This window comes from Nonomuraea soli (assembly GCF_013761175.1).
Classification (GTDB): Bacteria; Actinomycetota; Actinomycetes; order Streptosporangiales; family Streptosporangiaceae; genus Nonomuraea; species Nonomuraea soli.
The window spans coordinates 915,893-937,443 of record NZ_JACDUR010000005.1 but is presented as its reverse complement, the minus strand read 5'-3'; the positions used below and the strand labels follow the sequence as shown (position 1 = coordinate 937,443).

18 protein-coding genes are annotated in these 21,551 nt (G+C 70.5%); 12 read left to right on the top strand and 6 right to left on the bottom strand.

Annotation, left to right across the window (positions count from 1 at the left end; genetic code table 11):
* Nucleotides 1-63: 63 nt before the first annotated feature.
* Genes HNR30_RS27535 through HNR30_RS27510 form a run of 6 tightly spaced genes read left to right on the top strand, consistent with a single transcriptional unit; the run spans nucleotide 64 to nucleotide 6,180 of the window.
* Nucleotides 64-1,671 carry an AMP-binding protein gene (locus HNR30_RS27535; RefSeq protein WP_181612894.1) on the top strand — a complete coding sequence of 536 codons (1,608 nt, stop codon included), beginning with the start codon at nucleotides 64-66 and terminating at the stop codon, nucleotides 1,669-1,671.
* On the top strand, nucleotides 1,652-2,581 hold the full coding sequence (locus tag HNR30_RS27530) for an acyl-CoA dehydrogenase family protein (protein WP_181612893.1): 930 nt from the start codon (nucleotides 1,652-1,654) through the stop codon (nucleotides 2,579-2,581). The genes HNR30_RS27535 and HNR30_RS27530 overlap by 20 nt, the downstream gene beginning before the upstream one ends.
* Nucleotides 2,581-3,729 carry an acyl-CoA dehydrogenase family protein gene (locus tag HNR30_RS27525; protein ID WP_181612892.1) on the top strand — a complete coding sequence of 383 codons (1,149 nt, stop codon included), beginning with the start codon at nucleotides 2,581-2,583 and terminating at the stop codon, nucleotides 3,727-3,729. The genes HNR30_RS27530 and HNR30_RS27525 overlap by 1 nt, the downstream gene beginning before the upstream one ends.
* Nucleotides 3,726-4,613, top strand: a complete 888-nt coding sequence (locus tag HNR30_RS27520; RefSeq protein ID WP_181612891.1) for a bifunctional MaoC family dehydratase N-terminal/OB-fold nucleic acid binding domain-containing protein — start codon at nucleotides 3,726-3,728, stop codon at nucleotides 4,611-4,613. The genes HNR30_RS27525 and HNR30_RS27520 overlap by 4 nt, the downstream gene beginning before the upstream one ends.
* The gene (locus tag HNR30_RS27515; RefSeq protein ID WP_181612890.1) at nucleotides 4,613-5,023 is read left to right on the top strand and encodes a MaoC/PaaZ C-terminal domain-containing protein; all 411 of its coding nucleotides are present in this window, start codon (nucleotides 4,613-4,615) and stop codon (nucleotides 5,021-5,023) included. The genes HNR30_RS27520 and HNR30_RS27515 overlap by 1 nt, the downstream gene beginning before the upstream one ends.
* Complete coding sequence (locus HNR30_RS27510; protein WP_181612889.1) at nucleotides 5,023-6,180, top strand: lipid-transfer protein; 1,158 nt, start codon at nucleotides 5,023-5,025, stop codon at nucleotides 6,178-6,180. The genes HNR30_RS27515 and HNR30_RS27510 overlap by 1 nt, the downstream gene beginning before the upstream one ends.
* On the opposite strand, the gene HNR30_RS27505 is transcribed toward HNR30_RS27510, so the two are convergent.
* Complete coding sequence (locus HNR30_RS27505) at nucleotides 6,177-7,373, bottom strand: RNA polymerase sigma factor (protein ID WP_181612888.1); 1,197 nt, start codon at nucleotides 7,371-7,373, stop codon at nucleotides 6,177-6,179. The two genes, HNR30_RS27510 and HNR30_RS27505, sit on opposite strands and share 4 nt — an antisense overlap.
* A gap of 175 nt (nucleotides 7,374-7,548) precedes the next feature.
* Here HNR30_RS27505 and HNR30_RS27500 point away from each other — a divergent pair, with 175 nt between their 5' ends.
* From HNR30_RS27500 to HNR30_RS27475, 6 genes are all read left to right on the top strand, one after another.
* Nucleotides 7,549-8,562 carry an ABC transporter ATP-binding protein gene (locus tag HNR30_RS27500; protein ID WP_181612887.1) on the top strand — a complete coding sequence of 338 codons (1,014 nt, stop codon included), beginning with the start codon at nucleotides 7,549-7,551 and terminating at the stop codon, nucleotides 8,560-8,562.
* On the top strand, nucleotides 8,555-9,232 hold the full coding sequence (locus HNR30_RS27495) for an ABC transporter permease (RefSeq protein WP_181612886.1): 678 nt from the start codon (nucleotides 8,555-8,557) through the stop codon (nucleotides 9,230-9,232). The genes HNR30_RS27500 and HNR30_RS27495 overlap by 8 nt, the downstream gene beginning before the upstream one ends.
* Nucleotides 9,229-9,900 (top strand): ABC transporter permease, encoded by a 672-nt coding sequence (locus HNR30_RS27490; protein WP_181612885.1) that lies wholly within the window; start codon nucleotides 9,229-9,231, stop codon nucleotides 9,898-9,900. The genes HNR30_RS27495 and HNR30_RS27490 overlap by 4 nt, the downstream gene beginning before the upstream one ends.
* Nucleotides 9,901-9,938: 38 nt before the next feature.
* The gene (locus tag HNR30_RS27485; protein WP_181612884.1) at nucleotides 9,939-10,865 is read left to right on the top strand and encodes an ABC transporter substrate-binding protein; all 927 of its coding nucleotides are present in this window, start codon (nucleotides 9,939-9,941) and stop codon (nucleotides 10,863-10,865) included.
* A 65-nt stretch (nucleotides 10,866-10,930) separates the two neighbouring features.
* Nucleotides 10,931-11,425 carry a flavin reductase family protein gene (locus HNR30_RS27480; protein WP_376771762.1) on the top strand — a complete coding sequence of 165 codons (495 nt, stop codon included), beginning with the start codon at nucleotides 10,931-10,933 and terminating at the stop codon, nucleotides 11,423-11,425.
* Nucleotides 11,426-11,430: 5 nt separating this feature from the next.
* Nucleotides 11,431-12,462: a P1 family peptidase gene (locus HNR30_RS27475; protein WP_181612883.1), complete on the top strand. Its 1,032-nt coding sequence runs from the start codon at nucleotides 11,431-11,433 to the stop codon at nucleotides 12,460-12,462.
* Here HNR30_RS27475 and sppA read toward each other — a convergent pair.
* The 5 genes from sppA to HNR30_RS27450 all read right to left on the bottom strand — a co-directional run bounded on the left by sppA (nucleotide 12,420) and on the right by HNR30_RS27450 (nucleotide 21,551).
* The gene (sppA, locus tag HNR30_RS27470; protein WP_181612882.1) at nucleotides 12,420-14,105 is read right to left on the bottom strand and encodes a signal peptide peptidase SppA; all 1,686 of its coding nucleotides are present in this window, start codon (nucleotides 14,103-14,105) and stop codon (nucleotides 12,420-12,422) included. The genes HNR30_RS27475 and sppA overlap by 43 nt on opposite strands.
* A gap of 56 nt (nucleotides 14,106-14,161) precedes the next feature.
* On the bottom strand, nucleotides 14,162-15,844 hold the full coding sequence (locus HNR30_RS27465; RefSeq protein ID WP_181612881.1) for a S8 family peptidase: 1,683 nt from the start codon (nucleotides 15,842-15,844) through the stop codon (nucleotides 14,162-14,164).
* A 487-nt stretch (nucleotides 15,845-16,331) separates the two neighbouring features.
* On the bottom strand, nucleotides 16,332-18,071 hold the full coding sequence (locus tag HNR30_RS27460; protein ID WP_181612880.1) for a S8 family peptidase: 1,740 nt from the start codon (nucleotides 18,069-18,071) through the stop codon (nucleotides 16,332-16,334).
* A 54-nt stretch (nucleotides 18,072-18,125) separates the two neighbouring features.
* A complete protein-coding gene (gene glgB / locus HNR30_RS27455; protein WP_246379207.1) occupies nucleotides 18,126-20,333 on the bottom strand; it encodes a 1,4-alpha-glucan branching protein GlgB in 2,208 nt (735 codons plus the stop codon).
* 42 nt (nucleotides 20,334-20,375) lie between these two features.
* Nucleotides 20,376-21,551, bottom strand: coding sequence for a copper amine oxidase (locus tag HNR30_RS27450; protein ID WP_220134007.1), 1,176 nt, complete (start codon nucleotides 21,549-21,551; stop codon nucleotides 20,376-20,378).

Here is a 21,551-nt window from a genome sequence, read left to right as displayed (position 1 = left end):
GGACAAGGACTAGAATCTGTTCTAGTTTGCCAGGCATTGACCGAGCGCTTGGTGGAGGACGCGATGACCGCTGAGCCGTTCGCCGACCTCCTCGCCGGCCGTGCCAGCGACGACCGGCCAGGGCTGCTGTTCGAGGGGCGGACGTGGAGCTGGCGTGAATACGTCGAAGAGGCGCGCTCCGCCGCCTCCTGGCTCGACGCCTTCGGACGCCCCCTGCACGCGGCGGTGCTCGGCGACAACTCGCCCGGCCTGCTCTTCCTGATCGGCGCCGCGGCCCTGAGCGAGCACGTGGTGGTGGCCCTCAACCCCACCCGCTCGGTCGCCGAGCTGGAGCGCGACGCGCGGGCCACCCGCACCGACCTGGTCCTCTGGGACGAGCCGTACGGCGAGGCGGCCAGGGAGGTGGCGCAGGCCCTGGGCGTGCCGCACTGCCGGATGAGCGAGGCACGCGACCCGGGCGAGCCCAAGAGCGCCCCGGGCGAGCTGGTCATGCTCATCTTCACCTCGGGCACCTCCGGCCGTCCGCGTGCCGTACGGATCACCCAGCGCAAGCTCGCCGTGCCAGGCACCAACCTCGCCGCCCTGCTCGGCGCCGACGACGCGGTCTACTGCTCGATGCCGCTGTTCCACTCCGGCGCGCTGATGGCGGCCTTCTCCCCGGCGGTGGCGTCGGGCGCGCGGCTGGTGGTGCGCAGGAGGTTCTCGGCCTCCGCCGTCCTGCCCGACGTCAGGGAGCACGGCTGCACGTACCTGCACTACGTCGGCAAGGCGCTCTCCTACGTCCTGGCCACGCCCGAACAGCCCGGCGACGCCGACGGCCCCCTGAAGATCGCCTTCGGCAACGAGGGCGGCGCCACGGCGGTGCGGCGGTTCGGCGAGCGGTTCGGCTGCTACGTGATCGACGCGTTCGGCTCCACGGAGACGGCCATCTCGATCACCCCCGACCCGTCGGGGCCGAAGGGCTGCCTGGGCAGGCTGCCCGAGGGCGTCGAGATCCGCGACCCCGCCACCGGCCGGCGATCGGCCACGGCGATCATCGAGCACGGGCGCCTGGCCAACCCGGACGAGGCGATCGGCGAGCTGGTCAACGTCCAGGGCATGGGTCTGTTCGACGGCTACTTCGAGGACGAAGAGGCCGATCGGGAGCGTATCCGCGACGGGGCGTTCTGGTCGGGCGACCTGGCCTACGCCGACGCGGACGGTTTCGTCTTCTTCGCCGGGCGCGGCAGCGAGCGATTACGCGTCGACGGCGAGAACCTCGCGGTCGCGCCGATCGAGGCGGTGCTGCGCGAGTTCGAGGGCGTGGTGGAGGCGGCCGTCTACCCCGTGCCCGACGCCGCGGCGGGCGATCAGGTGATGGCCGCGCTGGTGCTGGCGGCCCCGTTCGACCCGGGCGCGTTCCAGGACTTCCTCGCGGGGCGGAAGGACCTGGGCAGCAAGGCGATACCCCGATATATCAGGGTCTGTGGGGAGCTGCCGCAGACCCCCTCCAACAAGGTTCTCAAGCGCCACCTGGTCAGCGACGCCTGGCTGACGGAGGATCCGATCTGGGTGCGCGACGGCGGTTACCGAAGGCTGACCGCGCGGGATCGCGAGGCGATCCACGCGGATTTCGTACGGCAGGGCAGGCAACACCTTCTGGAGAGTGCCGGTGGATTTCAGTCTGGATGAGACGCAAGAGGAGCTGAGGAAGCTCGCCGAGGGCGTCCTGGCCAAGGAGTCGACGACCGAGCGGCTCGAGGCGCACGAACGCGGCGGCGAGCCGTACCTGACGAAGGCCTGGGAGGCGCTCGGCCAGGCGGGCCTGACCGACATCTGCCGGGCCGAGGAGCACGGCGGCGCGGGGCTGGGCGCGGCGGAGCTGGCGGTGGTGCTGCGCGAGGTCGGCGCGCACGCCGCGCCGCTGCCGCTGATGACACATCTGGTCGGCACGCTCGCCCTGGCCGCGTACGGCAGGCGGGCCGACGGCCTGGTGACCGTGGCGACGAAGGGGCGCGGGAACAGGTTCCACACGGTGCCCTACGCCGCGCAGGCCGACCACATCCTGGTGGCCGCCGACGACGCTGTCTATTTAGCCATAAATCCGGAACTGATCCCGGAGTTCACCTCCACCGGCGAACCCGCCGCCACCGTGGTCCACGGCGAAGCGGAGAAGGTCGGCGACGACCCGGCCTGGCTGCGCCGCCTGACGACCGTCTCGATCGCCGCCCAGGCCAGCGGCGTGCTGGCCGGAGCGCTCAAGCTGACCACGGAGTACATCAGGACGCGGAAGCAGTTCGGCCGCGCCCTGGCGGAGTTCCAGGCGGTGACCGTGCAGATCGCCGACGTCTACATCGCCTCCCGCGCGCTCGACGTGGCGATGTGGTCGGCGGCCTGGGGCGGCGACGAGGCCGACACGGCGCTGGCCGCCTTCCACGTGAACGAGGCCTTCAGGGCGCTGTACACCTGCCAGCACCTGCACGGCGGCCTCGGCCTCGACGTGACCTACCCGCTGCACCGCTACTTCGCCCACGCCAAGCACCTGGCGCAGCTCACCGGCGGCGCGGACGCCCAGCTCGACCGGATTGGAGAGCTCGTCTGATGCAGATCGACCTCACCCCGGAACAGAAGGCCTTCAGAGCCGAGCTACGCGAATACTTCCGCACCTGCCTGACCGCCGAGGACCGCAGGAAGATCGCCGAAGATCCCTTCGGCACCGCCTACATGGAGCACTGCAAGCGCCTGGGCCGCGACGGCAAGCTCGGCGTCGGCTGGCCCAAGGAGTACGGCGGAGGCGGCTTCGGCCCGCTGGAGCAGCAGATCTTCGCCAACGAGATCGCCCGCGCCGGCGTGCCGTACCCGATCATCACCCTGCAGACCGTCGGCCCGACACTCATGCAGTACGGCACGCAGGAGCAGAAGGACTTCTTCCTGCCGCGCATCCTGGCCGGCGAGTGCCACTTCGCCATCGGCTACAGCGAGCCGGGCGCCGGCACCGACCTGGCGTCGCTGCGCACCACGGCGGTGCTCGACGGCGACCACTACGTCGTCAACGGCCAGAAGATCTTCACCAGCGGCGCCCACTACGCGCAGTACATCTGGATGGCGGCCAGGACCGGCGGCGAGAAGCACCGCGGCATCACCATGATGATTGTCGACTGCACCGACCCCGGCTACTCCTGGACGCCGATCGTCACCATGGACGGCCGCCACCACACCAACTCCACCTATTACCAGGACGTGCGCGTCCCGGTGAACATGGTCGTCGGCGAGGTCGGCAAGGGCTGGGACCTGATCGTCAACCAGCTCAACCACGAGCGGGTCACCCTCGGGCCCGCAGGCAACATCGCCCAGACCTACGACCGGTTCGTCGCCTGGGCCCGCCACGCGGGCGTGCAGGACGTGCCAGACGTGCGGCGGGCGATCGGCAGGATCCACGCCTACTTCCGCACCAACGAGCTGCTCAACTGGCAGATCGCGGCCAACATGGACCTCGGCTGGCTGGGCGCGCCCGACGCCTCGGCGACGAAGATCTACGGTTCCGAACGTATGCAGGAGATCGGCAGGCTGGTCGCCGACATCCTGGCCCGTTACGGCGACCCGAGCGACCCCGAGACGGCCGAGTTCATGGAGCGCACCGACCACGGGGCCAAGGGCGCGGTGGTGCTCACGTTCGGCGGCGGCGTCAACGAGGTGCAGCGCGAGCTGATCGCGATGCTCGGGCTGAACCTGCCGAGGCCGCCCCGATGACCTCGGACGAGTTGCTGGAGCTGGCCGACAAGCAGATCGCCATGGGCGAGCTGCGAGGCTCTCCTTCCGACGACCCGGTCAACGCCCCGATGATCAGGCACTGGCTCGACGCGATGGGCAACCGCAACCCCCTCTTCCTCGACAAGGGCCTGGCGCCGCCGTCGATGGCGCAGGTGTGGACCATGTCGGGAGTCAAGCGCGGCAAAGACCCCAGCCCGGTCGACGACCTGCTCAAGGCCCTCGACGCCCACGGCTACACCGGGGTCGTGGCCACCAACTGCGAGCACACCTACCACCGCTACGTGCGGGTGGGGGAGCGGCTGACGCCGGGCACACGCTTCACCTCGCTGGCCGGGCCCAAGAAGACCGCGATGGGCGAGGGCTACTTCGCCACCTGGAACGTCACCTGGTACGACGAGGACTCCGAGCCCGTCGCGGAGATGATGTTCAGGGTGCTGAAGTTCCGCCCGCGCGTGCGGCGCGAGCCGTACCCGCTCAAACCGGCCGTCAACCGCGACACCGCCTTCTTCTGGGAGGGCGTACGGCAGGGCGAGCTGCGCATCCAGCGGTGCTCGTCGTGCGGTTCGCTGCGTCACCCGCCGGGACCCGTCTGCCCCTCGTGCCACTCGACGGAACAGGGGTATGTCGTGGCCTGCGGCGAGGGCACCGTCTACAGCTACGTCGTGCACCACCATCCGCCCGTTCCGGGAAAGGAGACCCCTTTTGTGGTGGCTGTGGTGGAGCTGCCGGAAGGGGTGCGGATTGTGGGCAACATAGTGGACTGCCCCGTTGAAGCGGTGGGTATCGGTATGTCGTTGCGCGTGACCTACCGGCCGATGGACGACGAACTGATCCTTCCGATGTGGGCACCACGGGAGACGTGATGCGAACACTGACCGACGACGAGGTCGCGATCGGTTCGGTTCTCCCCGAACTGTCGATCGAGCTCACGCCCACCGTGGTGGTCTCCACCGCGCTGGCGACCATGGACTTCACCCCGGTCCACCACGACGTCGAGGGCGCCCGCGCCCAGGGGTCGAAGGACATCTTCCTCAACATCCTCACCACGATGGGGCTGGTCGAGCGGTACGTCACCGACTGGGCCGGACCCGAGGCCGTGATCAGGCGGATCAACGTGAAGCTCGGCGTGCCCGCCTACGCGGGCGACCGGCTGAGCTTCAACGGGACCATCGTGTCGCGGTCGGAGACCGACTACACCGTCGAGGTGCGCGGCAAGGTCAGCCTCGGCGACCACGCGACCGGGACGGTCACCTTCTCGTTACCGGAGAGCTAGTGGAAGCGGCCATCGCCGGTATCGGCGCAACGGAGTTCAGCAAGGAGTCGGGAAGGTCGGAGCTGAGGCTGGCGGCGGAAGCCGTGCTGGCCGCGCTCGCCGACGCCGGACTCGACCCGTCCGACGTGGACGGGATGGTGACCTTCACCCAGGACAGCAATCAGGAGATCTCCGTCGCCAAGGAGATCGGCGCGGGGGACCTCACCTTCTTCTCGCGCGTTCACTACGGCGGTGGCGCGGCCTGCGGCACGGTGATGCACGCTGCCATGGCGGTCGCCACCGGCATGGCCGACACGGTCGTGTGCTACCGGGCCTTCAACGAACGCTCGGGGCGCCGGTTCGGCCAGCCCGACGCGCGGCTCGGCGGCGAGCCGTCGTCGCAGGGGCTGGAGATGAGCTGGCACGTGCCGTACGGGCTGATGACCCCGGCGGCGTGGGTGGCCATGTTCGCGCAGCGCTACATGCATACGACAGGCGCCACGTCGGAGGACTTCGGCCGCGTCGCGGTGGCCATGCGACGCCACGCCTCCACCAACCCCGCCGCCTGGTTCCACCAGCGGCCGATCACGCTGGCCGAGCACCAGGAGTCGCGGTGGATCGTCGAGCCGCTGCACCTGCTCGACTGCTGCCAGGAGAGCGACGGGGCGGTGGCGGTGGTCGTGACGACCGCCGAGCGTGCCCGTGACCTGCGGCAGGCGCCCGCTCTGATCACCGCGGCCGCCCAGGGCGCCGGAGCGGGGCAGATGATGATGACGAGCTACTACCGCGACGGCATGGACGGGCTGCCCGAGATCTCCGTCGTCGGGCGGCGCCTGTGGGAGATGTCAGGACTCGGCCCCTCGGACATCCAGACGGCCATCCTCTACGACCACTTCACCCCGTTCGTCCTGATGCAACTGGAGGAGCTCGGCTTCTGCGGACGCGGCGAGGCACGCTCGTACATCCAGGACGGCGGCATCGAGCTCGGCGGGCGCCTGCCCGTCAACCCGCACGGCGGGCAGCTCGGCGAGGCCTACATCCACGGGATGAACGGCATCGCCGAGGCGGTGCGCCAGGTGCGCGGCTCCTCGGTGAACCAGGTGCCGGGCGTGCACAACGTCCTGGTCACCGCGGGCACCGGGGTGCCGACCAGCGGGCTGATCCTCTCGGCCGCCTAACCGGAGATCGTGGGGATGGCGAAGAAGACCGCCATCGCGATCGCCACGCAGATCACGAAACCGATCAGCTCCCAGGCCCAGTCGTGGTGCCTGGGATAGTGGCGGGGCCGCGCCGCGGGCCTGGGGCGCGCGGGGGCCAGGGCGACCTTCGACGGCCTTGGCTCCTGCCGTACGGGCTCCGGGTGCTCCTCCACGACCGCAACAGGCTCGGGTTCGGGCTCGGGCTCGGGCTCGGCGGGCTCCTCCGGCATGATGTACACCGGCTCGGGCGGTGCCGCCTTGGGCTGGAAGAGGCTGTCCTCCGGCGCCCCGGCGACCAGGACGTCGCCCGGCTCCGCGCGGGTGGGCACCGGCGCCTCGAAGGTCTTCTGCAGCGAGCCCAGGATGCCCCTGATCGAGGTGCGCACGTCGTCCTTGACCGGCGCGGACAGCACCACGTCGTCGCGGACCTTGGGCATCGGCGCGGTGGTCGCCTCGTGCTCGGCCCTGCCCTTGCCGGTGCGCGGCGCGAGCAGCTCGGCGGGGAACAGCCCGGTGTTGGTCAGCGGGTCGGTCTCGGCCAGGGGTAGCGGCCAGGTCGGCGGCAGGGGCCAGAGCTGGATCGCCGCGGGCTCCACGACGCCCGCCGTGCTCGGGGCCTCGTAGGTGGACTCGGGCGGCGCCGGCCACGGCAGCCGGCGCAGCGTCTCGGAGAGCGGCGCGATGCGCAGCACCTCGTGGGCGGCGGTGACCAGGCGCACGGAGATCGCGGTGATCGCCGTGTTGAGCGCGTGCTGGAAGTGTGCGCGGGCGTTGGCGGCCAGCTCGTCGGCGGTGTCGGCGGCCACGTCGAGCACCCAGGCCAGCTCGATGCGGTCCAGCCCGCACACCTCGCACAGCAGCAGCACCTCGCGCTGGTGCGGGCGCAGGTCGCGGAAGGCGCGCTCGACGAGGGCGAAGGCGGGGTCGACGAGCGGGTCGACGACGGGCGGCGCGTAGACGACGTCGCGCCGGTGGATCTCGCGCCTGGCCAGGGCGTACAGCGCGGCGCGCGGCGGCGGCCGCTCGGCTCCGCGCGTCATGACCGCCATCAGGGCGTCGAGAGCCGAGCCCTGGTCGCCGAGCTGGTCGGCGCAGTAGGCGAACAGTCCTGCGGCGTGCTCGTGATAGAGCGCGGTGCTCGTGAGGGGACGCACGACCCCGAGGTCAGTCATCTGGACGGATCCTCTGCGTGGAAAAAGGTAGATGGCAATCATGCCGCTACCGAGGGGTATAGCGCACTATTGGATGCCCATTTGCTTGTCATTCCTGAAACGGTTCACTCTCGGCCAATGGGACACAGCGCTCCGTATACCCCTAGGGTGGACCTGGGGATCAAGGAGGTTGGGCGTGATCACTTTTGAATCCGTGACGAAGAGGTACGCCGACGGGACCGTCGCGGTCGACGGTCTGTCTTTGGAGGCGCCCACCGGCGAGATCACGGTCTTCGTCGGCCCGTCCGGATGCGGCAAGACGACGTCGCTGCGCATGATCAATCGGATGATCGATCCGACCGAGGGCAGGATCCTGCTCGACGGCACGGACGTCACGACCATAGACCCGCCGACGCTGAGGCGCGGCATCGGTTACGTCATCCAGCAGGCGGGGCTCTTCCCGCACCGCAAGATCGTCGACAACGTGGCGACCGTGCCGTTCCTGCTGGGCTGGGACAAGCGCAAGGCCAAGGACCGGGCGATGGAGCTGCTGGAGCGGGTCGGGCTCGACCCCAAGCTGGCGCAGCGCTATCCCTTCCAGCTCTCCGGCGGGCAGCAGCAGCGCGTGGGCGTCGCCCGCGCGCTCGCGGCGGACCCGCCCGTGCTGCTGATGGACGAGCCGTTCAGCGCCGTCGACCCCATCGTGCGCACCTCCTTGCAGGACGAGCTGATCCGCCTGCAGAGCGAGCTGCAGAAGACCATCGTCTTCGTCACCCACGACATCGACGAGGCCATCAAGCTGGGCGACCGCGTGGCCGTGCTGCGGGTGGGCGGCAAGCTGGCCCAGCTGGCCGACCCGCGCACGCTGCTGTCGGAGCCCGCCGACGACTTCGTGCGCGACTTCCTCGGGCGCGACCGCGGGATCAGGCGCCTGCAGTTCGTCGCGACCGACGGCCTGGAACTGTCGGACCCCGCTGATACCTCTTTGGACGTGCAGGACGGCCGGCCCGTGGGATGGCGGCGAGACTCCGGAGAGCTGGAGCCCGCCGGCACCTTCGTGCCCGGACGCGACTCGCTGCGCAGCGCGCTCGACGCGGCCCTGCTGTCGCCCTCGGGCGCGGCCGTGGCGGTCGACGCCGATGGCAAGGTGCTGGGCGTGGTCAGCCGGCAGGCCCTCGACAAGGCGTTGTCGGAGGTGGCCGATGGATGACGGCCAGCCGCTGTTCCGATGGAGCTGGGTGGTGTCCAACTGGGACAACGACAGCCCCAACAGCATCGTCAACCTGCTCCAGGCCCACATCGTGATGTCGGCCGTGCCGGTGATCGTCGGGCTGCTCGTCTCGCTGCCGCTCGGCCTGCTGTGCGTGCGCTGGCGCTGGCTCTACCAGCCGGTCTCCGGCCTCATGAACGCCGTCTACGCCCTGCCGTCGCTGGCGCTGTTCATGATCCTGCTCGCGGTCACCGGGGCCGAGCCGGTGACGGTGATCATCCCGCTGACCTTCTACGCGATGGCGGTGCTCATCCCCGCGGTCGTCGACGGGCTCGCCTCGGTGCCCGAACACGTGCGGCAGTCGGCGGTCGCGATGGGCTTCACGCCGCTGCGCCGCCTGGTGCAGGTCGAGCTGCCGATCGCGGTGCCGGTCGTGCTGGCGGGCATGCGGGTCGTCGCCGTCTCCAGCATCAGCCTGGTCAGCGTCGGCGCGCTGATCGGCCAGGGCGGTCTGGGCAACTTCTTCACCGACGCCTACCAGCGTGACTTCTACACCCCCGCCATCGCGGGCATCGTGCTGATCGTGCTGCTGGCCCTGGTCGCCGACGGGGCCCTGGTCCTGCTGCAGAGACTGCTCACCCCCTGGATGCGGGCCAGGAGGTCGGCGTGAACTGGTTGACCGACTTCTTCACCGACCCGGCCAACTGGAGCGGCTCCAACGCCATCCCGGTGCGGTTGCTGGAGCACCTGGAGTTCTCCGTGATCGCCCTGCTCCTCGCGGCGCTCATCGGGGTGCCGCTCGGGCTGCTGATCGGCCACACCGGCCGGGGCGGCGTGCTCGTGGTCGTCTCGGCCAACGTCGCCCGCGCCCTGCCCACGCTCGGCCTGCTCGTGCTGCTGGTGCTGCTGTTCGGCACCGCGTCGGTCTGGCCGGTGCTGATCCCGCTGATCGCGCTGGCCGTGCCGCCGATCCTGGTCAACACCTTCGAGGGCATCAGAGGCGTCGATCCAGAGCTGCGCGACGCCGCCTACGGCATGGGCCTGCGCGGCCCTCAGGTGCTCGGCAGGGTGCTGGTGCCGGTGGCGCTGCCGTTGATCCTGCTGGGCCTGCGCCTGGCAGCGGTGCAGATCGTGGCCACGGCGGCGGTCGCCGCCTACGTCGGGCTGGGCGGCCTGGGCCGCTACATCATCGACGGTCTGGCCACGCAGAAATACGAACAGGTTGTCGGCGGTTCTGTGTTGATTGTGTTGTTCGCGTTGGCCGCACAGGCCCTGTTCGCGGTCGCCCAGAGGGTGACAGTCTCACCGGGGGTGAGCCAGCGAGTCCGTATCCGCTAATCTCTGCAATACCCCCCGCTTAGAAGGGAAATGTTCTGATGAGACGTATCTTCGGCACCGCGGCAGTCATCCTGACCGCGGCGCTCGCCCTGACGGCGTGTGGTTCCGGTGACCCCTTGGCCACCAGCAGTGCGAGCCCCGAACCCGCCGGTTCCGGCAGTGCTTCCGCGGCAGCGGGCAAGGTGGTCGTGGGCTCGGCCAACTTCCCCGAGAACGTTCTGCTCGCCTCCATCTACGCCCAGGCGCTCAAGGCCAAGGGCGTCGAGGTCGAGGAGAAGCCGAACATCGGCTCCCGCGAGGCGATCTACAAGTTGATCGAGAGCGGCCAGCTCAGCGTGCTGCCCGAATACAACGGCGGCCTGCTCTTCTTCGTCGACAAGGCCGCCACGGCCACCTCGACCGACGACGTCAACGCCGCGCTGAAGGAGAAGCTGCCCGCGACGCTGGAGATCCTCGACTCCGCCGCCGCGCAGGACAGCGACTCGCTCACGGTCACCCAGGAGACCGCGACCAAGTTCAACCTCAAGACGATCGAAGACCTCGCCAAGGTCAGCAAGGACTTCGCCGTCGGCGGCCCGCCCGAGTTCAAGGAGCGCCGCGAGCAGCAGTTCAAGGACGTCTACGGCCTTGAGTTCAAGGAGTGGAAGCCGACCGGCGACACCACCGCCGACGCGATCAAGGACGACACCGTCCAGGTGGGCAACGTCTTCACGACCGACCCCAAGATCCTGATCAACAAGATGGTCTCGCTGCAGGACACCAAGAGCGTCTTCGCCGCGCAGAACATCACGCCGCTGGTGAACAAGGCCGCGGTCAACGACACCGTCAAGGCGACCCTCAACGAGATCTCCGCCAAGCTGACCACCGAGCAGCTGGTCGAACTCATGAAGAAGGTCGCCGTCGACAAGGAGGACGCCGCGACCGTCGCCAAGGGCTGGCTGACGGCCAACGGCCTGGCCTCCTGAGCACACGCCGCGCGTTCGCCGGGCCGCTCCTCGGGGCGGCCCGGCGGGCTCGCTACCCTTCCCACGTGAGCGAATTCCAGGCGGGTGACTTCCGCGAGGCGATGGCGCAGCTGGCCGCGGGCGTCGGAGTCGTGACGGTGCGCGACGACCGCGACGACCTCGGATCCACCGTGTCGGCCCTGATGTCCGTCTCGCTCGAACCACCGCTCATCCTCGTGAGCCTGGCCTCCCACGGCTACCTCACCGAGGTGCTGCTGCGCCAGGACCGCTGGGCGGCCTCCCTGCTCTCGGCACACCAGGCGGCCGTCGCCAGCCGCTTCGCCACCCCCGGACGCCCCAGCGCCCGCCACCTCGTGGCCGGCGTCACCCACCACCGAGGCCCGCACACCGGCGCCCTGATCGTCGACGACGGGGTGGCCGCGGTCGAGGCGGAGACCACCCAGGTGGTGCCCGCGGGAGACCACACCCTGTTCGTCGCCCACGTGCTGGCCGTCGACTACGTCACGACGGGCAGACAACCTCTCGTCCGGCTCCGCGGACGCTACCGGCCGGTGGGGTGACGACGATGCGACTGCGCGACCTCGGCCACACCATCGGGCGCCTGGAGCCCGGCCCGCACAACGCCATCACCGACGTGTCCGGCGTCGCGGTCGGGCAGACCACGCTCCACGACGACACCTTGGGCATCTACTCCGGCGTCACCGCCATCGTGCCCGCCGCCCTGTCGATGGCGCCTGCCGTACCCGCCGGACTCCACGTCGGCAACGGCTACGGCAAGCTCGTCGGCGCGACACAGCTCATGGAGCTCGGCGAGCTGGAGACGCCCATCCTGCTCACCTCCACGCTCTCGACCTTCCGCGCCGCCGACAGCCTGCTGAGCTGGGTCCTCGACCACTCCACGGGCCCCGTGCGCACGTTCAACCCGGTCGTGGGGGAGATCAACGACACCTGGTTGTCGTCGACGGACCTTCGTCCCGTGACCACCGACCACGTCTACGACGCCCTGCGCCGGGCCGCCACCGGGCCTGTCGAGATGGGCAACGTGGGCGGCGGCACCGGGGCGCTGGCGCTCGGTTTCAAGGGCGGCATCGGCACGGCCTCCCGCCGGGTGAGCCTGCGTGACCGGCAGGCCGTGGTGGGCGTGCTCGTCCAGGCCAACATGGGCGGCGACCTGCGCCTGCTGGGCCGTACGATCACGCCGGAGAGCCTCGGCCTGCGACGGCCGGGCCTCGCGTCCGAGCGCGGGTCGTGCGTGGTGGTGATCGCCCTCGACGTGGCGTGCGGCGCCCGGCAACTGGAGCGCGTCGCCGCCCGCGGTGTCCTCGGCCTGGGCGCCGTGGGCGCGGCCTTCAGCCACGGGAGCGGCGACTACGGCCTGGCCTTCTCGTCGGTGCCGTCGGAGGCGCCGCGCACGCTGACGCCCGCCGAGCTCGACGCGGTCTTCGCCGGAGTGCTGGAGGCCGTGGAGGAGGCCGTCGTCGACGGCCTGCTGGCCGCCCGCACGATCGTGACCCCCTCAGGCCGTACGGCTACCGCCCTGCCGCGCGAGGTGCTTCAGCGGATCGTCAGCCTGCCGGGCATCACCAGCGGCCCGTAGGCGGGCAGCCCGAGCTCGGCGGCCAGGTGGGCCAGGGGTCCCCAGGCTTCGAGCCGGATACCGGCCAGTGCCGCCGCGCGGTCCTCGCTGGAGTCGGGCCCGCGCAGGCGCTCCAGCGGGTTGAGCCGCGGATAGGTGCGGACGGGGGCGTCGGCGACGAGCCCGGCACGCTTGCGCGCGATCCCGAGAGCGTCCTCCAGCCCGCCCACCTCGTCGACGAGGCCGCCCTCGCGGGCGTCGGCGCCGGTCCACACCCGGCCACGGGCCAGCTCGTGGGCCCGCTCGCGCGACAGCCGCCGCCCCTCGGCCACCTTGCCCACGAAGTCGTCGTAGATGCGGTCGAGCCAGGCGTTGACCCTGTCCCACTGCTCGGGGGAGAAGCCGCGCGCGGTCGAGAACATGGCCGCGTTGCCGCCCTCGGCGACCAGGTCGGAGTTGACCCCGATCTTCTCCAGCAGCTCGGCCAGGACCGGCTTGCCGCCGAAGACGCCGATGGAACCGGTCAGCGTGCCGGGCTGGGCCACGATCACGTCGGCGGCCATGGAGACGAAGTAGCCGCCGGAAGCGGCCAGATCGCCCATGGAGACGATCACCGGCTTCACCTTGCGGGTCAGCACGATCTCCCGCCAGACCGTGTCGGAGGCGACGTAGGAGCCGCCGGGGCTGTCGACGCGGAAGACGACCGCCTTGATCGACTCGTCGCGCCTGGCGTTGCGGATGGCCGCGCTCACGGTGTCGGAGCCCATCGCCCCGCCGCCGCCCAGGGGACTGCGACCGCTCCGGCCGGTCTTGATCATGCCGGTGCCGTGGATGAGGGCGACGGAGTCGCCGCGCTGCGGAAGCTTGGGCCCGCGGATGTAGCGGGAGACGAACAGCAGGTGGGAGTCGGCCCCGGCGGCCCGCTTGATCTCTTCGTACACCTCGTCGCGGTAGGCGAGCCTGTCGACCAGGCCGTTGTCGACAGCCTCCGCGCCGATGAACGGCCCGCGGTCGATGAGCTCGCGCACCTTGGCCGGATCGAGCCGCCGCCCGTCGGCGATGCCCGCCACGATCTGCTCGGTGATCGACTCGGCGATCCGCCCGAGCGACTCGCGGTGCGCCTCCGTCATGTGGTCCTGGGTGAAGGTGTTGGCCGCGGTCTTGTATTCGTGCCGCTGGCCCACTTCGTAGCCCACACCCAGCTTGGCCAGGGCGTTCTTGAAGAACCGTTGCTCCAGCGCGATGCCGGTGAGCCCGACGTCACCGCTCGGCTGCAGGTAGACGCGCTCGAAGGCGGTCGCCAGGTAGTACGGCACGGTGCCGTTGCCGAACTCGCCGAAGGTCTCGGAGAAGGCCACGGTGAGCTTGCCCGCCGCGCGGAACTGCACGATCGCCTGGCGCAGCTCCTGCACGGTGGCGAAGCCCAGCGGGTTGGCGCCGATCTTGACGATGAGCGCCTTGACGCGGGAGTCGCCACGCGCGCGCTTCAGCCCGGCCAGCACGTCGGCCAGGCGCGGCTTGCGCATCGACAGCACAGCAGACAACGGATCGGCCGGTGGGCCCTCGGTGAGCCCCTCGGTCAGATCGAGCTCCAGGACCAGCGGGGCGGTGCGCCGCTGCCGGAGCTTGTTCACCGTCTCCAGAACCGTCTTGCTCGCGTCCATAGAGCCACACTAAACGGCAGGAGCCGGTCCTGGGTGACCGGCTCCTGCCATACGGCCTAGCTGTGGACCGGGGTGCAGGTCACCGCGACGGGCGGCGTGTTGGTGCCGCTCCACGACGCGTTGAACCCGAACTCGGTCTTCTTGCCGACCGCCACCTTGGCGTTCCAGTGCGCGTTGGAGACGGTGACGTCGGCGCCGGCCTGCTGGAGGACACCGTTCCACACCTGGGTGACCTTCTGCCCGTCGGCGAAGCTCCAGCTCACCTTCCAGCCGTTGAGCGGCAGCGTGCCGGTGCTCTTGACGACCACCTTGGCCTGGAAGCCGCGCGGCCACTGCCCGGTCTGGGTGTAGCTCGCCGTGCAGTCCGGGTGCGGGATCGCGGCCCAGACGTCCAGGCGCGGGGTGGTGACCTGGGCGCCGGCGCTGGTGTAGGTGATGGGCTTGCCCGCCGCCTTGAGCTTGGCGAGCACCTCCTCGACCGAGGCGGCGGGGAACTTCTGCCGCATCAGCGCGAAGGCCCCGGCCACGTGCGGGGCGGCCATGGAGGTGCCGCCGAGCCCGACGTACCTGTCGTCCGGCGCGGCCGAGAAGACCGGCCAGCCGGGGGCGAACAGGTCGAGCAGGGCGCCGCGGTTGGAGAAGGAGGAGATGTCGTCCGTCCTGGTGCCGACGGCCGGGTACTCCACGTCCGTCGAGCCGACCGTCACCACGTTGGAGACGCACGCCGGCCAGCTCACGCCGGCCTCGCGTCCCTCGTTGCCCGAAGAGACCACGGTCGCGACGTTCTTGGCCAGCAACTGGTCCACCTGCGCCTTGAAGTCGGCGCCGTCACCGGTGTCGCAGTGGGAGGTGTACTCGCCGCCGCCGAGGCTGAGGTTCACCGAGACCACGTTGTACTGCTGCGCGACCAGGCCGGCATAGGCCATGCCGGTCAGGATCGAGGAGTCGAAGGCCAGCGCGCACGCGGGACGGGTGCCGCAGTAGGGCGAGTTGTCGAAGCGGCTGAACACCTGCACCGGGATGATCGTGGCGGCCGGCGCCATGCCGTTGGAGGGCTCGCGCTGCGTCGGGTGGGCCTTGCCCGCCACGATGCCCGCCACGTGCGAGCCGTGGCGGCAGATGCCGTTGGTGACGTCGGCCGGGCCCACGTTCTGCATGCACGCCGCGGTCGTCGCGTCGGCCGCGCCCGCGCCCAGCTGGAACGGCGCGCCGCTCGGGCACAACGAGGTCGCGTTGTCCTCGGGGCTGGTGGCGGAGAAGCACGCCTCGGCGGTGATGCGGCCGCCGAAGAACGGGTGGTTGGTGTCGATGCCGGTGTCGAGCACGACCACGGAGGTGCCCGCGCCATCGACGCCCGCCGTGTGCGCCTTGTCCGCGCCGACGATCGCGATGCTCCGCACCAGGTTCGGCGCGTTGAGCTTGTCCTGCCTGATCGAGACCACGTTGGTCTGATCGGCGATCTTCTTGAACTCCTCCGCGGTGCCTTCGTAGACGAAGAAGTTCAGCTTGCCCTGCAGCTCCGCCGGAACCGGGGCGACGTTGTCGGCTCCCGGCGCGACCGCCTCCGCCCTGGACGCCAGCGACCTGGCCTCCTGCGGGGTGCGCACCTGCACGATCGCGCGATGGGTGGTGCTCGTCCGCAGGGCCGGCTCGATCTTCTCCAGGGGGTCGTCGCCCTGTGCCATGGCCGGGGCTGTGATGAGCCCGGCAGAAGCGGCGGCGAGCGCGATGGCGCTCACGAGCAGAGACCGTAATCTCACGGGTCCTCCGGGGTGAGGGGTGACTCGAGGAAATATCCGACTAGCGATCGTGACGTTAGTGATGGGCGTTGTGGGACGCGAGAGGCGGTTTGTGACCGTTATTTAGTCTTTATCCCGCATAACGACGGCAGGGCCGATCGCCCCGCGATCGACCCTGCCGTGTCAGTCTTGTGCTACTTGTTCACGTGCTTGGCCAGATAGGCCGCAGCCTTCTTGACCTGGGCGGCGGAACCGCTCTTACGGTGCTTCTCGCCGATGGCGATCGCCTTGGCGAAGGTGGTCTTGCCGTGCACCTTCGCGGAGCCGTTGTAGACGCCGTGGGCGTAGTTCAGCCACGCGGCAGCAGCTGGCTGTCGAGCAGCGACGCGGTGCTCTTGCTGCGCGGGTTGAGCACCTCGTAGGCGCGGCTGAGGGTGTCGGCCCTGGTCGCCTCGGGGAAGACGCCGCTGCCGTTCTGGGCGCGCTGTCAGTTCGCCTTGAGCCGGGCCTTTTCCGCCGAGGTCAGCGTCCCCGTCGAGCCGGACCCGTTGGCCCAGTTCAGCCACCCCGTCAGCAGTGCCCGGTCCGTGCGCTGCCTGGCCGTCTTGCCTGCCTTGAGCACCCGGTACGCCGTCCCCAGCGTCGAGGCCTTCGTCAGCTCGGGGAAGACCTTGCTCGACTTCTGCACCAGCCGCAGATAGCAGGTCAGCGTGGCGTCGCTCATCGTCCCCCGCGCGCGGTGGATCTCGTTGGCCCACTGCGACGAGGTCAGGCGGGTGGTCGAGGTGCCGCGCGCGCAGACGGGGGCGGCGATGACCGGCGAGGGTGTCACGGTGACCGTTACGGTCACGGTGATGGTGGGCAGCGGCACCGGCGTCGGGTCCGTGGTTTCGGACGGCTCGTCGGTTTCGGACGGCTCAGGCTCAGGCTCGGGCTCCGGCTCGGGTCCCGGTTCCGGGGTGGGGCCGCTGGGCTGCGGGGTGGGCGCGACGCCGGTGATGGCCGCGTTGACGTCCAGCCGGGGGGTCGTGTGCGAGCCGCCGCCCTCCATCGTGTACGCCACGGGCAGGCCGTACTGCTTGAGCGCCTCCACCAGGCTGTTGGTGTCGGCCGACGGCGAGCGGGCCTTGAGCACGGCCAGGGCGCCCGCGACATGGGGTGTGGCCATGGAGGTGCCGCTGTAGACGGCGGTGAGGTCGTCGGGCACGGCCGACTCGACCTCGACGCCCGGGGCGAGCAGGTCGACCAGCGGGCCGCGGTTGGAGAACGAGGCGAGCTCGGAGGAGTTGTCGGTGGCGCCGACGGTGACCGCCGAGGAGACGCAGCCGGGGAAGGCCACGCCGTCGAAGGTCTCGTTGCCGGCGGCGACGACGGTGGCGGTGCCGCGCGCGAGCAGGGTATCGATCTTGGGCTTGAAGACCTCGTCGTCGCAGGGCCCGGTGAACAGTTCGCCGCCGAGGCTGAGGTTGACGGCGGCGACGCCGAGCTGCAGCCCGTTGACGTAGTCGAGCGCCTGGAGCAGCGACGACTCGTAGGCCATCACGCAGGGCGGCTGGTCGCCGCACACGTCGGGCGAGCTGTGGCGGCTGAAGACCTGGACGGGCACGATGCTCGCGCCCGGCGCGACGGCGGCGGCGATGCCCGCGACGTGGCTGCCGTGATCGCAGATCCCGCCGTCGCAGGCGGCGGTCTCGACGTCGGCGGCCCCCTCGCCGATCATGCTGGCCTGGCCGTTGGGGCACAACGACTCGGCGCCGCCGTCGGTGGCCGAGAAGCACGCCTCCCCGGTGATGCGCCCGGTGAAGGCGGGGTGGTCGCGGTCGATGCCGGTGTCGAGGACGGCGATGGCCTGGCCCTGGCCGGTGAAGCCGGCAGCGTGGGCCTTGTCGGCGCCGATGACGGGCAGCGTCGACAACGCCGACGGCGGGAAGGCGCGGTCGCGCCTGATGCGTGTCACCCGGGGATCGGCCGCCAGCTCGGCCAGCTCGGACCCGTCGCCTTCGACCACGAGGAACGGCTGGGCCACGGCCTGCTGCAGGAGTACCTCGGCGGGCGAGGCCGCGGCCACCTCGGAGGTGGCCGACGGGTCGCTCAGCTCGACGATGACGCGGACCTCGCCGGAGCCCAGACCCTCTTCGATCTTGGGGTCGGCGGGGGAGGCCAGAGCCGGTACGGCGGGCAGGGTCAGCCCGGCCAGCAGGGCCGCCAGCAGCAGTCGAAGTCGCACAGGTCCTCCGAGTGGGGGGTGATCTCGGAGTTTAGAGCCATATCCCGGGCACGCCTAGGCGGATGATCCCGTGGAGTCGCTGTGAGGGCTCCTCAGCCACACGGCCCCGAGCGGGGGAACCCGCAGCTCCGCCGAGTGCGGCAGGCCGTGCCAGGACTGGTCGCCCGCCTCCACCGACCCCAGGTTCCCCACGCCGCTGCCCGCGTAGTCGTAGGCGTCGGTGTTGAGCACCTCCTCCCACTGCCCGCCGTACGGCAGGCCGACGCGGTAGTCGTCGTGCGGCGTCCCGCTGAAGTTCACCACGCACGCGACGGCGGAACCGTCGGCGGCGTAGCGCAGGAACGAGAAGGTGTTGCCCGGAGCGTCGTCGGCGTCGATCCAGCGGAAGCCCTCGGGCACGACGTCCTGCTCCCACAGGGCGGGCGTCTCGCGGTAGACGCGGTTGAGGTCGCGCACCAGCTTCTGCACGCCCTGGTGCCCCTCGAACTCCAGCACCCACCAGTCGAGCCCGCGCTCCTCCGACCACTCGGAGCCCTGCCCGAACTCGCCGCCCATGAACAGCAGCTGCTTGCCCGGATGCGCCCACATGAAGGCGAACAGCGCGCGCAGCTGGGCGAAGCGCTGCCACTCGTCGCCCGGCATCTTGCCCAGCAGCGAGCCCTTGCCGTGCACGACCTCGTCGTGGGAGAGCGGCAGCACGAAGTTCTCGCTGTAGGCGTACATGAGCGAGAAGGTCATCTGATGGTGGTGGTACTGGCGGAAGACCGGCTCGTGACGCAGGTAGGCCAGGGTGTCGTGCATCCAGCCCATGTTCCACTTGAACCCGAAGCCGAGCCCGCCCAGGTAGACGGGACGCGACACCCCGGGCCACGCGGTCGACTCCTCGGCGATCGTGGAGATGCCGGGGGAGTGCTGGTAGGCCAGGGTGTTCATCTCCTTGAGGAACTCCACCGCGTCGAGGTTCTCCCGCCCGCCGTGCACGTTGGGAGTCCACTCGCCCTCGCGCCGTGAGTAGTCGAGGTAGAGCATCGAGGCCACCGCGTCGACGCGCAGCCCGTCGACGTGGAACTCCTGCAGCCAGTAGGCGGCGTTGGCGACCAGGAAGTTGCGCACCTCGCGGCGGCCGAAGTCGAAGACGTAGGTGCCCCAGTCGGGGTGTTCGCCGCGGGCCGGGTCGGCGTGCTCGTACAGCGGCGTGCCGTCGAAGCGCGCCAGAGCCCATTCGTCCATCGGGAAGTGCGCGGGCACCCAGTCGAGCAGCACCCCGATGCCCGCCTGGTGCAGCCGGTCGACCAGGTGGCGGAACTCGTCGGGGGTGCCGAAACGTGCCGTCGGCGCGTAGTAGGAGGTGACCTGGTAGCCCCAGGAGCCGCCGTACGGGTGCTCGGCCACCGGCAGGAACTCCACGTGCGTGAAGCCCAGGTCGACGACGTACTCCACGAGCTGCTCGGCCAGCTCCACGTAGGACAGGCCGGGGCGCCACGAGCCCAGGTGCACCTCGTAGGCGCTCATCGGCCCGCGTTGCGCCTGCTGTCCTGCCCGGTCCTCCATCCAGCCGGCGTCGCCCCACTCGTAGGCCGTCGCCTCCACCACCGAGGCGGTCAGCGGCGGCACCTCGGTGCGCCTGGCCATGGGGTCGGCCTTGTCGCGCCAGACGCCGTCGACGCCGAGGATCTGGAACTTGTAGCGTTCGCCGGGCCCGAGCTCGGGGATGAACAGCTCCCAGACGCCCGACCTGCCCAGCGACCGCATCGGGAAGCCGGTGTTCCAGTGGTTGAAGTCGCCCACGACCCGCACGCCGCGCGCGTTGGGCGCCCACACGGTGAACGCGGTGCCGTCGACGTCGTCGTGGCGCATCACCCGGGCGCCGAGCGCCTCCCACAGCCGCTCGTGGCGGCCCTCGCCGATGAGGTGCAGGTCGACCTCGCCCAGCGTGGGCCAGTGCCGGTAGGGGTCCATGGCCAGGTGCGGCTCGGCGCCGGGATAGGTGACTTCGAGCCGGTAGCCCGGCGCCTTGTCCAGGGACGCGATGGTGATCGCGAACACCCCGTAGGCGACGTGGGGCATCGGGTAGCGCGTGCCGTCGTCGAGGACCAGCGTCACCTGCTCGGCCATCGGTCTGAGCGTCCTGAAGGTCACCCCGGCAGGACCTGGGTGGGCTCCGAGGAGCGAGTGCGGATCGTGGTGTGCCCCGCCAGCGAGGCGCTCGAGCTCCGTGTTCACCGGCATGCCCTCAACCCTGCCCCACTCGATGCGGTCCATCCACTCATCTGCTCATGATCTGCGGCACAGTGTCGCGTCAAGTCACTGCGGCGGGGCGGAGGGTCCCGCCGAGGCGGCGGGGTTGCGTGCCGTCACGTCGCGGGGTGTGACGCGGAAGCCCTGCCAGTGCACCGGCATCGGGTCGGCGTCCTCGTCGCGGGCCACGTGGTGGAAGCCCACGTTCACCCACAACACCGGGTCCTTCACCCGCTCCTTGCCCGCGTAGGCGTCGACCGACGTGCGGCACCTGGGCGAGGGGTTCATGGTGGCCAGCCGCTCGCAGGCCCGGTACTGCGTCACGTAGACGTCCGAGTGCGTGAAGGCCTCGTCGGAGGGCCCCCGGTACTCCGCGCTGCCGGAGTTGTTGATCTCCCAGGAGACGGCGTGGCCGTCGGCGTTGCGCACCCGGGGGTCGACGACGCGCCACCAGCGCATGGGCCAGTTGAGTGCCTTGGTCTCGCGGGTGAGGGTCGTACGGATCATCGAGCGCTTTTTCGTGCGGTTTCCGGAGAAGTCGTATTGCTCCACCACGTCCCGCGCCTTGCCGCCGATGTCGAAGTCCATGCGCCAGAAGATGTTGTGGCTGTGCGACTCCTCGAAGTGCTTGCGCCCCACCCCGATCGGCCAGCCGTGCTTGGGCGCCGTGGTGGTGCCGGCCAGCGAACCGGTCGCTCCCACGCGCGGCGTGATCGACCCGTCGTCCCCGAAGATCCACTCGGCGATGTAGGTGTACCACCCCACCTGGTAGGCCGACAGCACGACCAGTTCCCGGCCCTGGGCAGACCTGCGCTCCGCCGGGTCGCCGAAGCCGTCCTTGAGGAAGGCGTGCCCGCGCGCCCTGGTCAGCACGCAGGTGTACTGCCCGCGCCGCTCGCCGCCAGGACAGTCGGCCTCGGTCAGCGCGACCGCGGCCGAGCCGAGCGAGCCGATGTCGTGGTAGCGCGGCTCGCCGCTGTCGTAGGGCACGTGGATCTGCGCCAGCGCGCCGCTGCGCAGCACCCCGACCTGCTGGTGCCCGGGCGGGGTGTAGGCGACCCGGCCCACGGTCAGCCCCTCGATCGTGCGCATCTCCCAGCACAACCGCCAGCGGGCGCCGTTGGGCAACCGCTCGTCGATGAGGTAGGGGGCGCTGCACGGCTGGCCGGGGGCGGCCGCCGTACGGGCGAGAGGAGCACCGGACACGGCGAGCGAGCCCGCCAGTAAGAGGTGGACGAACAA

What these genes read in the sequence shown, in the direction of transcription:
- HNR30_RS27475 (WP_181612883.1), top strand. Translation starts at nt 11,431, where the DNA reads ATGCGACTGCGCGACCTCGGCCACACCATCGGGCGCCTGGAGCCCGGC.
- HNR30_RS27505 (WP_181612888.1), bottom strand. Translation starts at nt 7,373, where the DNA reads ATGACTGACCTCGGGGTCGTGCGTCCCCTCACGAGCACCGCGCTCTAT.
- HNR30_RS27515 (WP_181612890.1), top strand. Translation starts at nt 4,613, where the DNA reads ATGCGAACACTGACCGACGACGAGGTCGCGATCGGTTCGGTTCTCCCC.
- glgB (WP_246379207.1), bottom strand. Translation starts at nt 20,333, where the DNA reads ATGGACCGCATCGAGTGGGGCAGGGTTGAGGGCATGCCGGTGAACACG.
- HNR30_RS27535 (WP_181612894.1), top strand. Translation starts at nt 64, where the DNA reads ATGACCGCTGAGCCGTTCGCCGACCTCCTCGCCGGCCGTGCCAGCGAC.
- HNR30_RS27485 (WP_181612884.1), top strand. Translation starts at nt 9,939, where the DNA reads ATGAGACGTATCTTCGGCACCGCGGCAGTCATCCTGACCGCGGCGCTC.
- HNR30_RS27520 (WP_181612891.1), top strand. Translation starts at nt 3,726, where the DNA reads ATGACCTCGGACGAGTTGCTGGAGCTGGCCGACAAGCAGATCGCCATG.
- sppA (WP_181612882.1), bottom strand. Translation starts at nt 14,105, where the DNA reads ATGGACGCGAGCAAGACGGTTCTGGAGACGGTGAACAAGCTCCGGCAG.
- HNR30_RS27495 (WP_181612886.1), top strand. Translation starts at nt 8,555, where the DNA reads ATGGATGACGGCCAGCCGCTGTTCCGATGGAGCTGGGTGGTGTCCAAC.
- HNR30_RS27525 (WP_181612892.1), top strand. Translation starts at nt 2,581, where the DNA reads ATGCAGATCGACCTCACCCCGGAACAGAAGGCCTTCAGAGCCGAGCTA.